This is a genomic window from Chitinimonas taiwanensis DSM 18899 (assembly GCF_900119825.1).
Classification (GTDB): domain Bacteria; phylum Pseudomonadota; class Gammaproteobacteria; order Burkholderiales; family Chitinimonadaceae; genus Chitinimonas; species Chitinimonas taiwanensis.
Genome location: NZ_FPKR01000002.1, coordinates 208,049 through 223,492 on the forward strand (window position 1 = coordinate 208,049; position 15,444 = coordinate 223,492).

Here is a 15,444-nt window from a genome sequence, read left to right on the forward strand (position 1 = left end):
TGGCTGCAGGTGGCACGCAGCCACCCGCAACTCAGCTCAAGGCGCGTAGAAGAAGGCATCGATATAGTCAGGAGTTACCTCGGCCAAGGTGGCCGGCGACCAATGCGGCGCATTGTCCTTGTCGACCAGCAAGGCGCGCACACCCTCGGCGAAATCAGGGTGACGGCAGCATTGGCGCGACAGATTGAGTTCCATCTCGAACACCTGCGCGAGTGACAGCTGACGCGCGCGCTGCTGGGCGGCCAGCACTAGGCGGATCGAGGTCGGCGAACCGGCCGCCAGCTTCTGCGCACCCGCACGTAGCCAGTCATCCGCGCCGTTGTAGCTGCAGATGGCCGCCACCATTTCATCCACGCTCTCGTAATCCATCAGCGAACGGATCGCATCGAAGTGGCTGCGTATCGGCGAAGCCGGCAGCTCCAGCGCATGCTGGCGCATCTGATCGCGCAGATAATTGCCGAGCACCGCCTTATCGGCCTCACCCCACCCCTGCCAGGACAAGGCCCCCAGGCCGGCGAAGACCTGATCGCGCGCACTACTGGGCAGAGCAAAATCCGCCAGGTCCACATATAGCGCGTCGGCCGCATTGAAGGAGGCGCCGGTCAGGCCCAGGTAGAGCCCGAGACGCCCGGGCAAGCGATTCAGGAACCAGGACGCCCCCACGTCCGGGTAGAGGCCGATGGTGATCTCCGGCATGGCGATGCGCGAGCGCTCGGTCACCACGCGATGGCTGGCCCCGGCCATCAAGCCCAGGCCCCCGCCCATCACGATGCCGTGGCCCCAGGCCAGGATGGGCTTGGGATAGGTATGAATCGCGTAATCGAGCGCGTATTCCTCACCAAAGAAGGCATCGGTCAGCGCAAAGTCGCCAGCACGGATGGCCGCATGCATGGCCACCACATCGCCACCGGCACAGAAGGCCTTCTCGCCCGCGCCGCGTAGCAGCACGCAGGCAACGCGTGCATCGTCCCGCCAAGCCGCCAGTTGCGGGGCAATCTGGCGAATCATCTCCAAGGACAGCGCATTGAGCGACTTCTCGGCGCTCAGGGTGATCTGGCCGATCAGATGGCCGCTCTCGGTGGGCAGTAGCTCGAATACGACAGTCTTGCTGGTCATCACACATTCCTTCCAGGCCGCGTGCTCAACAGCCGCGCGGGTAATACCAAAGATTCAGGGCGCCATCACGCCCACGCAAGGGCAGCCAGCCACGCGCCAGCACCAGGCTGGCTTCACCGTGTGTGCACACATTCGCTCGTATGGCGATATGGAACCAGGTCTGCCCAAACCGTTCACGCTGACCCAGCAGATCAAACTGCAGGCCGCTGGCTGGTGGCAAACCGGGCTGGGCACGCAGCAAGCCACCAACACGCTTAGCCAGTCGACCATTCCAGCTGGCAGTCGGGTAGCGCAGGCGCTCAGCACTGAGCAGGCTGGCATAGCTTTGCCAATGCTGGCCGGCCTGTGCGGGCAACCAGCGTAGCGCGCTGCCCGCGGTAGCCTCGCGTAGCGCCACGCCCCACCAGCCGGGCTGCTGTGCATAGATCAGCAGTCGGGCTTGCTCATAGTCAGTTTCAAGATAGGCGAGATCGCCAGCGCTATAGGTTTGCAACGCGCCGCCCGGCTTATCGGCCAGCCAGAGCGGCTGGGCGAGCTGCTCGGGCAGCGTTAGGGCCGGGTCGATCAGCACGCCCAGACTGGTCGCGGGTGGCTCGGGCTGCGGCTGGTAATCGGCGCTCCCAGCCCAGCCCAAACACGCTAGGCAGGCGAGCGCGACCCACCTAGCGGTTCTTCCAGACCGGCGCACGCTTTTCCAGGAAGGCTTGCACGCCTTCTTGCTGATCTTCGGTATCGAACAGATCGACGAACATTTCCCGCTCCAGCGTCAGTGCCGACCACATGCTCTGCTTGCGCGCGGCCTGGATCAGCTGCTTGCAGGCGCTGACCGCGCTCGGACTCTGCTTGGCTACCTTCTCGGCCATGGCCAGCGCAAACTGGCGCGCTTCACCGGTCGGCACCACTTCCTCGACCAGACCGATGCGCAAGGCGGTCGGGGCATCGACGCGTTCGCCACAGAGAATCATGCGCTTGGCCCAGCCCTCGCCCACCAGCCAGGGCAGATGCTGGCTGCCCATACCGCCAGGCAGAAGGCCCACGCTGGCTTCGGGCAGCGCCATCACCGCATGTTCCTCGGCGATGCGGATATCGCAGGCCAACGCGGCTTCCAGCCCGCCACCCATTGCGTAGCCATTGATGGCCGCGATGCTGACGCCACGGAACTGGGCCAGCGCCTCGAACGCCTTGCCGAAGTAGGTGATCATGGTGCGCGCGCGCGCCTTGTCGCCGCTGCCGAATACCTTGAGGTCGGCACCGGCGCTGAAGAACTTCGGGCCTTCGCCGGTCAGTACCAGCGCATAGATATCGCGTTCTTCATTCAGCGCCTCCACCATGCGGCGCAGGGCCGGCAGGCTCTCTTCGGTCCAGGTATTGGCGGGCGGGTTGCGGATGGTGATCAGCGCGGTATGGCCGATGCGCTCGAGTTGCAGCAGGTCGCTCATGGGGTCTCCTTGTCGGTTTTCTCGCCACAGACTATAGCGCCAAGTGCGCGCTTGCTGGCGAGGATTGACGCACGCGTCAATTTGGCGCCACACTCGCGCCCCTCAACCCCTCGCAAGGACCTCTGCCATGAAGCATTTTCTTCTCGCCTTTGCCCTGATCAGTACGGCTGCCTGGGCGAATGAGCCAGTGAAGCCCAGCTGCACCAAGCCTGAATTCCCAGGCAAGCTGGCCAGCGATATGCAGATGAAGACCTTCAATCGCCGCTTCAAGGAATACGGCGATTGCATGAAGAAGTTCATCGACGAGCAATCGGCTGTGGTCAAGAGTGCGACTGATGCGGCCAATATGGCCATCAATGACTACAACGCCGCCGTCAAGGAAGTGCAAGGCGCGGGTCAGTAAAAAACAAGACGGGGTAGTCAGCAATCCGCTGGCTACCCCGCTTCACTCTCCCCTGCTCGTGGCCGCTCAGGCTGTCCCACCGACCGTCAAACCACCGTCCACGCGTATGGTCGGTTGCCCCACCCCCACTGGCACGCTCTGGCCTTCCTTGCCGCAAGTGCCTACGCCGGGGTCGAGCTGCATATCGTTGCCGATCAGACCCACCCGGGTCAGCACATCCGGGCCGTTACCGATCAGGGTTGCGCCCTTGACCGGGTACTGGATCTTGCCGTCTTCCACCCAGTAGGCCTCGCTGGCCGAAAACACAAACTTGCCGCTGGTGATATCGACCTGGCCGCCGGCGAAATTGGCCGCATACAAGCCGCGCTTGATCGAGCCGATGATCTCCTCGGCCGAGGTGTCACCATTCATCATCACGGTATTGGTCATGCGCGGCATGGTAATGTGCGCATAGCTTTCGCGCCGTGCATTGCCGGTAATCGGCACCCCCATCAGGCGCGCATTCAGGCTGTCCTGCATATAGCCTTGCAGGATGCCGTCCTCAATCAGCACCGTGCGCTGGGTTGGGTTGCCCTCATCGTCCACATTCAATGAGCCGCGCCGATCGGCAATCGTGCCGTCATCCACTACGGTCACACCCTTGGCCGCCACGCGCTGACCAACGCGGCCGGCAAAGGCCGAGCTGCCCTTGCGATTGAAATCGCCCTCCAGGCCATGGCCGATTGCCTCATGCAACAGGATGCCGGGCCAGCCACTGCCTAGCACCACGGTCATCTCGCCGGCCGGCGCCGGGCGCGCATCCAGATTGACCAGAGCCTGGCGCACGGCTTCGCGCGCATAGCCTTGCAAGCGTTCCTCACTGAAATAGCTGTAGTCGAAGCGGCCGCCGCCGCCCACATGGGCCGATTCGCGCCGGCCATGCTGCTCAACGATCACCTGCACGCCAACCCGCACCAGCGGGCGCACATCGGCAGCACGGTGACCATCGTGACGCGCGATGTAGACGACCTCGTACTCACCGGCCAGGCTGGCCATCACCTGCGTCACGCGCGGGTCCAGGCTGCGCGTGTAGCGCTCCAGGCCCTCTAGCAGCGCCACCTTGGCTGCCTCATCCAGACTGGCCAGCGGGTCCCTGCCGCGGTACAGCGCATGGCCACTACCATGCCGGCTGCTGCCCGCCACGCCACGGCCACCCTGTCGGCCAATTGCACGCGTGGCCTGAGCCGCCGAATGCAGCGCAGCGGCACTGATATCGTCCGAATAGGCAAACGCGGTCTTCTCGCCGCTGACCACGCGCACACCGACGCCCTGGTCGATATTAAAGCTGCCGGCCTTGACGATGCCCTCTTCCAGGCTCCAGCCCTCGGCACGGCTGTACTGGAAGTAGAGGTCGGCATAGTCGACCTCGCGAGTCATGATTTCGCCGAACACCTGCTCGAGCGCGGCATCGTCAAGCTGGTAGGGATCGAGCAAATACTGGCCGGCGGCCTGGCTGGCCTGCGTGTAGGCGAATGTCATCGGGAAGACGCTTTCTGTATGCGCCCCGGCGCGGCGGCGCCTGAGGCTGAATTTAGGGTTGCTCGGCCAGGGGCGCCGGGCCCAGATGGCGAGTCAGGATGCTCTTGAAACGTTCCTGCAGCGGGCCGTTCAGCAGCGCTTCCCAGCGGGCGATTTCCGCCGGGCTGAAGCGCTGGTGGGATAAATAAAGACCGGCGCGCAAGGGCGGCGCATCCGGGCTGAAGTCTACCGTGTCTACCTGATTTTGCAGACCAAAACGTGGCAGCAGCAGGCGGTAGCTCATCGGCGCCGAGATCAGCGCATTGATGCGCCCGAGCTTGAGCAGTCGATACACGCTTTCCAGATCAGGCGCCTCGACCAGCACCCCACGTTGACGCTGCTGCCCGATCAATTGTTCCCAGAAGGGCTCGCCATAGCGATAGCTGCGTACCACGCCCAGCTTGAGCTGCGGATGCGCGAGCAACGCCTCCACCGTCGCGGGTCGGCTCAGTTGCCGGCTGATCACCAGCTGATTGCGATTGCCCCAATAGGGCAAGGCAATAAAATGGCCCCAGCGATCACGCTCGGCCGTGGGTAAGGCCGACAGCACGAGGTCAGTCTGGCCGGCGGCGAACTTCTTCCAGATCAGTACGCGCGACAGCTCGCTGACTTCAAAGCGGCAGCCGGTCTCCTGCTCGATCGCCTGCATCAGCTCAAAATCGCTGCCGTGCTGCTGGCCCGCATCATCCCGCCAGTAAGCCAGGCCAAACGGAAAAAAATCCGCACGCACCGGCCGGTTGCAACCGTAATCGGCCGGCGCCGCCAGCAAGAGCGGACACAGCAGCAGCCAGAGCAGCGTTTTCACACCAGTACCCGATGCGAGAGCGCTGGCAGGCCCTGGCGCAGGCGCGCTTTGTAGTCGTGGTCGATATCAGCGATCACAATCCCCGAACCACGTGGCAAGCGGTCGAGCACGATGCCCCAGGGGTCAACGATCATGCTGTCGCCATGGGTCTCGCGCCCATTGCGGTGATAACCGCCCTGGGCACTGGCCAGCACATAGCACAGATTCTCGATGGCTCGCGCGCGCACGAGGGTCTCCCAATGGGCGCGCCCGGTGGTCTCGGTAAAGGCGGCCGGCACAATGATCAGATCGACCGGCTGCATCTGGCGAAACAGCTCGGGGAAACGCAGGTCGTAGCAGATGGCGAGGCCAATCCGCCCAAACGGCGAATCGAATACCACTACCTCCTTGCCCGCTTCGATGGTCGCTTCCTCGCGGTATTTCTCGCTGCCCATCTCGAAGCCGAACAGGTGGATCTTGTCGTAACGCGCCGCCACCTCGCCGCGGTCGTTGTATACCAGTGTGCTGTTCTTGACCTTGTGCGGGTCCTCGGTCCACAGCGGCACGGTGCCGCCGACGATCCACAGCTTGTGCTTCTTGGCCATGCGGCTGAGGAAATCCTGGATGGGCCCATGGCCGGGCTGCTCGCGCACGGCCACCTTATCGGTGTCCTTCAGACCCAGGATGGCGAAATATTCCGGCAGGGCAACCAGCTTGGCACCCTGCTTGGCGGCCAGCTTGATTAGCACTTCGGCTTCGGAAAGATTGGCCGCCACGGTGGGGCCGGACGCCATTTGGATGGCGGCGATGCGAAGGTTTCCATGGCTGACCGCCTGGGTGGCGGCCGCTTGCAGGCTACGGGCGCGGGTGGACATGGTGTCTCCTTCTTGGTCTGGGCACACGGAACAGGCTCGGGCAGGCACGCTGGCCGCCAAAGGTGTTCCCAAAGTGAGCACACACCGCGCAACAGGCCCTCCTCGAGCCGTCTACTTGCCCGATGCAGCCCCTACCCGCTTGATCTGCGGGTCATTCCATTTGCCGCTGATGTCGTACTCGTAAGCGATAAGCCGACCCAGCGGATCTTTCAATACGCGTTGCAGCAGGAAGGCACCCACCGCGGCAATCGGATTGACCAGGGCCACGCCCACACCGACCGCCACGCTGTCGCCCACCACCGGCACGATGCGCACACGCAATTGCTGCGTTTCGCGCGCCACGTCGGCTTCGCCGCGGAACAACACCTGTGCAGCCGGGCCGACGATGGTCAGATTGTCCGTCGTCAGCACGCCTCGCACGATCTTACTATCGCCCTCGATACGGTCGAAGGCAAAGCCCTCACTGAACACGTCGCGGAAATCCAACGACAAACGGCGCGGCAGGGATTGCAAGCTCAAAATGCCCAGCAAGCGCCCCATGCCAGGATCGATCTTGGCGAACTGGCCGTTCTGGGCTTCCAGCCGCAGGTTGCCGCTCAAACTGGGGTAATCGGGCGAGGTCGGCGCGCCCTGCCAGCTCAGCTCGCCGTTCAGCCGGCCACTGCCGCGCTGCACGGTTTCCGGGTAACCAAAGCGGCCAAGCAGCTTGCCCACATTGCCCGACTCGACCGCCAGGCGGATGCGCGTGCTGCTGTCGGCGCCCTGGTCGCGCCACAGGCCGCTGGCCAGTAGCTGGCCATCCGGGTTGATCAGGCTCAGGCTGTCGATCTGCCAGTTCTCGCGCTGCTGTTGCGCCTGCAGCACCAAGCGGCCGAGCGAGTTCTGGCGAAATTGGAAATCCTCCGCCACCAGGTCGATGGCCGGCAGCACCGGCTTGCTGGCCGGGTCGGCAGTCTCATTCGGCGCACCGGGTGCGGCGGGCAGCGGCAGTTGCAGGCGGCTCAGGCGCGCGAACAGCCGACCACGCGCCTGCGGCGACCAGCTGAGCTTGCCCTCAACCTGCTTGCCGCTCGCAGTCAGTTGCCAACCGGCCTCGGCCTGCGGCAGCGCGCGCAGCGATAGCGCGTCCAACTGCTTGCCCAAGAGCTGCAGCTTGTCGACGCGCAGCTCCACACCGCTGAGCGGATTGGTGGCCTTGCTGGCGGCCGTCTCGGCAGCGGCGGGCTTGCTCTCAAGCTGGGTCTGCAAGGCCAGCCAGGGGTCGAGATCCAGCTCGGGCAGATTTACCGTCAACCACAGGCCGCGGTTGGCCATATTCGGTTCGCCCTGACCGACCCGTATCTCGCCGCGACTAAGCGCCCAACCCTGCGCGCCGGGTTCGCGCAACAGGCGGGCGCGCAGCTGATTGCCCAGCGCCAGCTGCCAGCGCTCACTGCGCTCGGCCGCATCCAGCTGCAGGCGCAAGGGGCGCAGCTCGCCAGCCGCCTTGCCCAAAGGCGCGGGCAGATCGAGCGCCACCTCCTGCAGCGGTGCGTCAAGCTGCAGCTGCCAGCCGCTGGCTGGCAGGCTGACCTGGGCGCGATAACTGCTGGCACCACTGATGCGCTCGCTGAGCGGCAGGCCGTATTGCTCGGCTGCCGCACGCATTTCGGCACGGCCGGTGGCAATGATCTGCACAACATCTCCCTCGGTGCGGATATCGGCGCGCAGCGGCCCACCCAGGCTGTGCGCACTCAGGCCCTCGGCGCTCAAGCCGCGCTCGGTGAAGCGCAGCAAGCCACGCAAGTCACTCAGCGGCGGCATATCGCTGCCGATGCGCAGCCGGTTGTCCTGGAACTGGAACTGGCCCTGCACCGTGGTCGCATCGGCATCTTCAAAAGGAATCTGCAGCTGCAGCGCGAGCTTGCCCTCGCCCTCGGCGCGCGCCAGGCTGCCCAAGCCATGCAGGCTTTGCTCAAGCGGGCTTTGCGCGATAAAGCGGAAGAACTCCGCAGTCGGCCCCTGCACCTTGCCGTCTATCTCCACCGCCGTACTCATGGCCAGATCGGGGATCAGCGCGCGCACCGCCGGCACGCGCGTGCCGAGGATGCGGCCACTGGCATCCACCTGCAGCCGATTGCCGACGATGCTCAACTTGCCATCCAGCCCGGTCACCGCCGGCCAGCCGGCTGCGTAATCGAGCTGTACGCCAGCCGTCTCGGTCTCCACGCGCCAGATGCCCTGTTGGCCATCGGCAAATGGGAACTGCGCGAGCGGCCCGTCCAGCGTGAAGCGCGCATTGCGTGCCTCGCCAGCCACCAGGCTGTGCTTGAGCCAGTCCAGCGTCTCGCGCCCAAGCACCGTGGGCAGATAGTCGGCCACCGCGCCTGCGCGCAGGCGCGCCACCGATCCATCCAGCTTCAGGTAACCGGCGCCCTTCCCGGGCCAGGCCCAGCTGGCGCTGGCTTGCGCCTGCAAATCGGCATTACGCAGCAGGAGATCGCCAAGCTTGAGCTGCCAGCCCTGCGCGGTGTGCTGCCAAGCGAGCGCCAAGCGCAGCTGGTCAAACTGCAAGGGGGCGAGGAAGAATTCCCCCGCATCGAGGCGGGTGCGTGCGCCGCGCAGGCTCAGCCGGCCGCTCTGGCCATCCAGGTTCAGTTCGCCATCGAGTGGCCCGGCACTCGGCCAGGGGCGCGGTGCCTGCCAGGCCAGATTGCTGAAGGCGAGACGGCCCTGATAAGCCTGTGCATCACGCCCATCACCGTGCCAGCGCAAATTCAGCTGTTCGAAGCGGCCACTGGGCTGCCAGCCGAGCAGGCGCTGCTGCCAGACCGCCGGCAGCGGCAGGCTGGCCGGCAGCTCGCCCAGGCCACGCAGATTCAAGCCGCCAGCGTCCAGGCGTCCGCCCTGGGGCGACCATTCCAACGTGGCTTGCGCGCCATTCAGCTGCTGGCCATCGGCCAGTGCCAGACGCAAGCCGTCCAGGCTCAGGCTGTGCGCCGCATCGCGCTGCTGCCAACGCAGGCGGCCGGCCAGCTGTTTGATCTCGAGCGGGCGCAGCGTCGGCTGCAGTTGCAGCCTTGCCTCGTGCAGCGCCAGCTGGCCGTCGAGCGCCTGCACCTTCAGGCCGCGGAAATCGAGCCGGAGTTGCGCCTCGAGCTGACCGCGCTGTGCGCCCAACGGCAGCTCGACCCAACGCGCCCAATCGGCCAGGCGCAGCTGAGCGATATCCAGCTGCAGACGGCCCGGCCATTGCTGCCAGTCGGCCGGATCATCGCCGCGCCAGTTCAGCTCGGCCTGCAACGGTGCTGCCAGCCCGGCCGGCGGGGTGGCCGACAGCTGCAGCCGGTGGCGGCCGAACAGCTGGTTCTCCAGCTTGATGTTCAGCGCAGCCAGCTTCAGCGCGGGCGCGCCGCGCAGCGCGTCCTGCCAGATCAGCTCGCCATCCTCGATGGCGATCTCATGCTGGCGTAGCAGCCACTGAGCGATCGCGTCGTCGCCCTCACCGCCATTGAGCGCCAGACCGGCCAGACGCACGATGCCGTCCGGGGCACGACTCAGGCTCAGGCGCGGGGAAATGGCGGCCAGGCGGTCGAAACGCAGCTGACCCAGCAGCAGGGGCCACCAGGACAGCGTGGCCTCGGCACGCGGCAGACTGAGCGCCAGCACACCTTCATTGCTGCGCAGGCTCAGGCCCTGCATGGCCAGATAAGGCTTGCCGGCGCGCCAACCACCCTGCAGCGCATCCACGCCAATAGGCCGCCCGACGCGCTGGCTGAATTCGGCCACCAGGGCCGGACGATACTGTTCGATGCGCGGAAAGAACCACCATTGCAGCCAGGCTGCCGTGCCGCCCCAGACCAGCATCAAGACAGCGGCCAGCCAGATCAGCGCGCGCGAATGCAGGTGCAAGAGCCGCAGAGCAAGACGGCGGACAAGCACCAGGCGGGCAAGCAGAGGGTGGTGGCGGGCAGGTGACATCGGGATGGGAAACAGGCTCTTCAAACAACAGACCGCTGCGCAGGGGGCAAGTGCCACACACCGGTCCGATATCACCGGCCAGCTCAGGTCCGCCTCGCGGCGCGCAAATGCGCGCGGCCAGTGCCTGGGCGCAGGCTAGAATAAAGGCGCGAATTCTAGCCGTGGCGCGCCCAGTGCGCCGCTTGCGTTTACACCAAATCACAAATATTTCGCCATGCTCCCCACTGTCGTCAGCGCTTTACAACACAGCCGCTACCTGCAACGCCTGTTTGCCGCCCAGCCCGAACTGCAGGCGGCCACCGAGGCGCAGCTGCAGCAGCCCTTCAGCCGTGCCGAGATGGAGGCCGCGCTTGACCCGGCGCTGGACGAGGCCGGCCTGAAGATCGCGCTGCGCAAGCTGCGCCAGGCCGTGATGGCGCGCATCTTCTGCCGCGACCTGCTCGGCCTCGCCGATCTGGACGAGGTAATTGTCACGGTCAGCGATCTGGCCGAGGTGGCGATCCTGGCCGCGCTGGAGTGCGTGACCCGCCCGGACGAGCGCAGCGGCGTGCCGATCGGGGCCGAATCGGGCCAGGTGCAGCAGCTGATCGTGGTGGGCATGGGCAAGCTGGGTGGGCGCGAGCTCAATGTGTCGAGCGATATCGACCTGATCTTCGTGTTTCCTGAAGATGGCGAAAGCAATGGCACGCGGCCGATATCCAACCAGGAATGGTTCACCCGCGCGGGCAAGCGCCTGATTGCGCTGATCCACGATGTGACGGCGGATGGCTTTGTGTTCCGCGTCGATATGCGCCTGCGCCCCTATGGCGATAGCGGGCCACTGGTCTCGAGCTTTGCCTCGCTGGAAAACTATCTGCTTACCCAGGGACGCGAATGGGAGCGCTATGCCTGGATCAAAGGCCGCGCGATCTGCGACGACAACGGCCTGTATGCGCGCCGTGGCGTGGCCGGCCTGGGTGGCGATGCGGCCGGGCTCATGCAGTTGGTTACGCCCTTCGTGTACCGCAAATACCTCGATTACGGCGCCTATGCCTCGATGCGCGATCTGCATGCGCAAATTCGCCGCGAAGTGGCGCGGCGCGATATGGCTGACAATATCAAGCTCGGCCCAGGCGGCATCCGCGAGGTGGAATTCATCGCGCAGGTCTTCCAACTGATTCGCGGCGGGCGTCGCCCTGCCCTGCGCATCCGCCCGACCCGCCAGGTGCTGGCCGAGCTGGTGGGCATGGGCCAGCTGGAAGCGCTGGCCGTGGTGGAGCTGAATGCCGCCTATGTCTTCCTGCGTGATCTCGAACACCGCCTGCAATACCTCGATGACGCACAGACCCAGATGCTGCCGAGCAACGAGGCGGATCGCGCCTTGATCGCCGCCAGCATGGGCCACCCGGACTGGAACAGCTTCTGCAGCGCGCTCGATGTGCACCGCAATAATGTCGCACGCCACTTCGAGCAGGTATTCGCCCTGCCACAGGCCGAGGGCGATGCCGTGCACCCCTTGGCCGGCGTTTGGTTAGGTATTGCCGATGGCCATTCCAGCCTGGAGAAGCTGGCCGCGCTCGGCTATCAGGACCCGGCCGAGATCGAACGCCAACTCGCCGGCATTGCCCAGGGCGGCCGCTACCAGAGCCTGGCGGACAAGAGCCGACGCCGGCTCGATGCGCTGATCCCGCCGCTGGTGGAAGTAGCGGCGCGTCAGCGCAACCCCGATGCCACGCTGGCGCGCATCCTGCGTTTTCTGGAAACCATCAGCCGGCGCGAGAGCTATCTGGCCCTGTTGGCCGAGCACCCGCAGACACTGAGCCGCCTGGCCGCCTTGCATAGCGCCAGTCCCTGGGTGGCCGACTATCTGCACCGCCACCCGATTCTGCTCGACGAGCTGCTCGACGCGCGCCTTCTGTACAGCGCGCCCGACTGGCCACGCCTGGGCCAGCAGCTGCGCGCTGACCTCGCCGCCGTGGGCGAGGATCAGGAAGCCGAGATGGATGTGCTGCGCCATTTCCAGCACCAGCAGATCTTCCGCCTATGCGCGCAGGACCTGGCCGGCGAATACAGCCTGACCACGCTGTCCGACCATCTGTCCGACCTTGCCGATCTGATCTTGGCCGTGACACTGGAACGTGCCTGGGCCGAGCTGCCCGGCCGCCACAAGCCCGAGGCGAGCTTCGCCGCCATCGGCTACGGCAAGCTGGGCGGCAAGGAACTCGGCTATGGCTCGGACCTCGACATCATCTTCGTCTACGAAGACGAGGATGCGGAGGCGGGCGAGAAATACGCCAAGCTGGCGCGGCGCATCATCAGCTGGCTCTCCACCACCACCGCGGCCGGCGCGCTGTACGAGGTCGATCTGCGCCTGCGCCCGAATGGTGCCTCGGGGCTGTTGGTGTCGAGCGTGAGCGGCTTTGCCCAGTATCAGCAGGAAAACGCCTGGGTGTGGGAACACCAGGCGCTGACCCGCGCGCGCTTTGCCGCCGGTGACGCGGCTGTAGGGGCCAAGTTCGAGACCGTGCGACGCGCCATCCTCAGCCAGCGCCGCGATGTGGTGAAACTGGCCGAGGATGTGGTCGGCATGCGCGAGAAGATGCTCGCCACCCATCCGGCCAAGGCGCAGGACGTCAAGCATATGCGCGGCGGTCTGGTAGACGTGGAGTTCATTGTGCAATTCCTGGTGCTGGCTCACGCCTGGCAGCACCCTGGCCTGCTGGCCAATAGCGGTAATATCGCGCTGCTGCGCGTGGCGGCCGATGCCGGGCTGATTCCGGCCGCCCTGGCCAGCGATGCGCAGGAAGCCTATCGGCGTTTGCGCGAGCTGCAGCACAAAGAACGCCTGGACGGTAGCGCGCCGAGCGAGGAAGCACTGGCCGCCGTGCAACCGTATTGCGAGGCGGTACGCAGCCTCTGGCATGTCGTGTTTGGCTAGGCGCAGGCCCATGCTGCCCCACACGCTGCCCACGCCGATTCACCTGGCAGTCAGCCAGCCGGCGCGATGATCAGATCAGGGCGCTGCCTGCCAGGCGCAGGCTGCGTCAGTTCGATACAAGGAAAACAAGATGAAACAGATCGTCAAATACGCGCTGTACGGTGCCGGCGGCGTCGTGCTGCTGGGCGGCGGCGCGCTCGCCTATATCGTGGCCACGTTCGACCCGAATGCGCTCAAGCCGCAGATCGAGCAGCTGGTGCTGGATGAGAAACAGCGCACGCTCAAGCTCAATGGTCCGATCAAGCTGTCCATCCTGCCCAGCCTGGGTGCCACCCTCAGCGATGTCTCGCTGTCCGAGCGCAATGCGCCCACCCAACAGTTCGCCCAGATCAGCGATGCACGCGTGTCGCTGCAGTTCTGGCCGCTGCTCAAAAAGAAGGTGATCGTGGACGCGGTCGAGCTGCATGGCGCCCAAGTGAAGCTGGTGCGCAATGCGCAGGGTGAATTCAACTTTGCCGACCTGATGAGCAAGGAAGAAGACCCGCAACCCAACCCGCCGGTGGATTTCGATATCTCGCGCATCCGCGTGGACAAGGTCAATGTGGCCTTCGACGACCAGCAGGCCGGCCGCCAGATGTCGCTGAGCGAGCTCGCGCTGGCTGCCGATGGGCTGACCCTGAAGGGCGCGCGCAATCTGGACTTCAGCACGCGCGCCCAGGTATCCAAGCCGCTGCTGGATGTGCAGCTGAAAACCCGCCTCAACCAGCTGGACATGGATACCGAGGCCAAGCGCTTCGAACTCGATGACTTGCAAAGCAGCGTGGAGGGCAAGCTGGATGCCGAGACGCTGAAGCTGAACCTGGCGGCGCCCAAGCTGAGCCTGAGTGGCAACGGCGCCAGCGCCGAGCTGCTGACGCTGGACGCGCTGCTCAGCGGCGCGGCGCGCAAGCTGGATGCCAAGTTCCGCCTGGAAAACCTGTCCGGCGATAGCAAGCAGATCGCCGCACGCGCCTTCGTGGTCGATGTGGATGGCCAGCAGGCCGGCACCGCCGCCAAGCTCAAGATCAGCAGCCCGCTGGGCTTCGATGTGGACAAGCTCGCGCTGAGCCTGTCGCGCCTGGCCATCCAGGGCAATATCACCGCCGGGCCGGCCAAGGCCGCGCCGGTGGACCTGAGCGGCCATCTGAACCTCGGCCTGCAGGCCCAGCACCTCGATACCGCGCTGGCCGGCAAGCTGGACGGCAATGGCCTGAACCTGAGCGCCGATGTGAAGAATTTCAGCCAGCCAGCCGTGCGCTTCGAGCTGAAGGCCGACCGCCTCGACCTCGACCGCTATATCGCGCCAGCCAAGGCCGATAGCGGCAAGGCCGGCCCACCGGCCAAGATCGACCTGTCCGCGCTGAAGGACCTCAATATCGATGGGCGTATCAGCGTCGGCCAGCTGAAGAAGGCACCGCTCGATGCGCGCGAAGTGCGTGTGGTGATTGCGGCCAAGCACGGCTTGATCAATGTGCCGCTGGCCAGCCTGAAGGCCTTCGGTGGCGATATCGCCGCCAGCGCCACGGCCACCGCCACCGCCAGCCCGCGCATCACGGTCAAGCCCAAGCTGAGCAATGTGGACATCCATGCGGTGCTCAAGCAGTTCGCCAACTTCGACCGCCTGGAAGGGCGCGGCTTTGTCGAGGGTGATCTGGCCGTGCAAGGCAGCGACGCCACGGCCATGAAGCACAGCGTGAGCGGCAATCTGCGCGCCAAGCTTAACGATGGCGCCTTGCGCGGCATCAATATCGGCAAGACCCTGCGCGACGCCAAGGCCACGCTGGCCAATTTCCAGGGCGGCGAAAAGACTGTGGCCAGCAGCCCGAACGAGAAGACCGACTTCACCGAGCTGACCGCCAGCTTGCTGCTAGCGCAGGGCCTGGTCAGCAATAAGGACCTGAGCATGAAATCGCCGCTGATCCGCGTGAATGGCGAGGGCGAGGCCGATCTGAAGAGCGAGACAGTCAACTACCTGATCAAGGCCGCCCTGGTGGCGACCAGCAAGGGCCAGGAAGGCGCCAGCCGCGATGAGCTACGCGGACTGACCATTCCGGTACGGGTGAAGGGCAGTTTTGCCGAACCCAAGTATTCGCTCGACCTGAGTGCCGCCTTGAAGGACAACGCCGGTGTGAAGCTGGAGGAGAAGAAGGCAGAAGTGAAGCAAGAGATCAAGCAGAAGGCCGATGAGGCAATCAAGAAGGGGCTGAAGGGCCTGTTCAAGTAAGCCGGCCCCTCGCTGCATCCAACCGCCCTGCCCTGCACGCCCAGCATGGCGTTGCACGGCAGGGCTTTGTTTTGCCCATGCGCGTTGCACAAAGCGCAAGCCTTACGCGCGCGGCAACTTCCGGCCCGGC

At 65.3% G+C, this 15,444-nt stretch carries 10 protein-coding genes; 3 read left to right on the forward strand and 7 right to left on the reverse strand.

Annotated features, from left to right (window positions below):
* Positions 1-36: 36 nt before the first annotated feature.
* The 3 genes from BT173_RS02915 to BT173_RS02925 are packed head-to-tail and all read right to left on the reverse strand — an operon-like array spanning position 37 to position 2,555.
* Entirely contained in the window at positions 37-1,116 is a 1,080-nt protein-coding gene (locus BT173_RS02915) for an enoyl-CoA hydratase/isomerase family protein (RefSeq protein WP_072427123.1), read from the reverse strand.
* A 25-nt stretch (positions 1,117-1,141) separates the two neighbouring features.
* Positions 1,142-1,750 (reverse strand): hypothetical protein, encoded by a 609-nt coding sequence (locus BT173_RS02920; RefSeq protein ID WP_072427124.1) that lies wholly within the window; start codon positions 1,748-1,750, stop codon positions 1,142-1,144.
* A 28-nt stretch (positions 1,751-1,778) separates the two neighbouring features.
* Complete coding sequence (locus BT173_RS02925; protein WP_072427125.1) at positions 1,779-2,555, reverse strand: enoyl-CoA hydratase; 777 nt, start codon at positions 2,553-2,555, stop codon at positions 1,779-1,781.
* Between the two features lie 127 nt (positions 2,556-2,682).
* Between BT173_RS02925 and BT173_RS02930 the strand changes: the two genes are divergently transcribed.
* Positions 2,683-2,958, forward strand: a complete 276-nt coding sequence (locus tag BT173_RS02930) for a hypothetical protein (protein WP_072427126.1) — start codon at positions 2,683-2,685, stop codon at positions 2,956-2,958.
* Between the two features lie 66 nt (positions 2,959-3,024).
* Here BT173_RS02930 and tldD read toward each other — a convergent pair whose 3' ends face one another.
* The 4 genes from tldD to BT173_RS02950 all read right to left on the reverse strand — a co-directional run bounded on the left by tldD (position 3,025) and on the right by BT173_RS02950 (position 10,065).
* Positions 3,025-4,476 (reverse strand): metalloprotease TldD, encoded by a 1,452-nt coding sequence (tldD, locus tag BT173_RS02935; RefSeq protein ID WP_072427127.1) that lies wholly within the window; start codon positions 4,474-4,476, stop codon positions 3,025-3,027.
* Between the two features lie 52 nt (positions 4,477-4,528).
* The gene (locus BT173_RS02940; protein WP_072427128.1) at positions 4,529-5,320 is read right to left on the reverse strand and encodes a substrate-binding periplasmic protein; all 792 of its coding nucleotides are present in this window, start codon (positions 5,318-5,320) and stop codon (positions 4,529-4,531) included.
* A complete protein-coding gene (locus tag BT173_RS02945) occupies positions 5,317-6,174 on the reverse strand; it encodes a carbon-nitrogen hydrolase family protein (RefSeq protein ID WP_072427129.1) in 858 nt (285 codons plus the stop codon). The genes BT173_RS02940 and BT173_RS02945 overlap by 4 nt, the downstream gene beginning before the upstream one ends.
* 111 nt (positions 6,175-6,285) lie before the next feature.
* Positions 6,286-10,065, reverse strand: coding sequence for a YhdP family protein (locus BT173_RS02950; RefSeq protein ID WP_175545539.1), 3,780 nt, complete (start codon positions 10,063-10,065; stop codon positions 6,286-6,288).
* Between the two features lie 283 nt (positions 10,066-10,348).
* Here BT173_RS02950 and glnE point away from each other — a divergent pair, with 283 nt between their 5' ends.
* The gene (gene glnE / locus BT173_RS02955; protein WP_072427131.1) at positions 10,349-13,051 is read left to right on the forward strand and encodes a bifunctional [glutamate--ammonia ligase]-adenylyl-L-tyrosine phosphorylase/[glutamate--ammonia-ligase] adenylyltransferase; all 2,703 of its coding nucleotides are present in this window, start codon (positions 10,349-10,351) and stop codon (positions 13,049-13,051) included.
* A gap of 130 nt (positions 13,052-13,181) precedes the next feature.
* Positions 13,182-15,314, forward strand: coding sequence for an AsmA family protein (locus tag BT173_RS02960; RefSeq protein WP_072427132.1), 2,133 nt, complete (start codon positions 13,182-13,184; stop codon positions 15,312-15,314).
* The last annotated feature ends 130 nt before the right edge of the window (positions 15,315-15,444 follow it).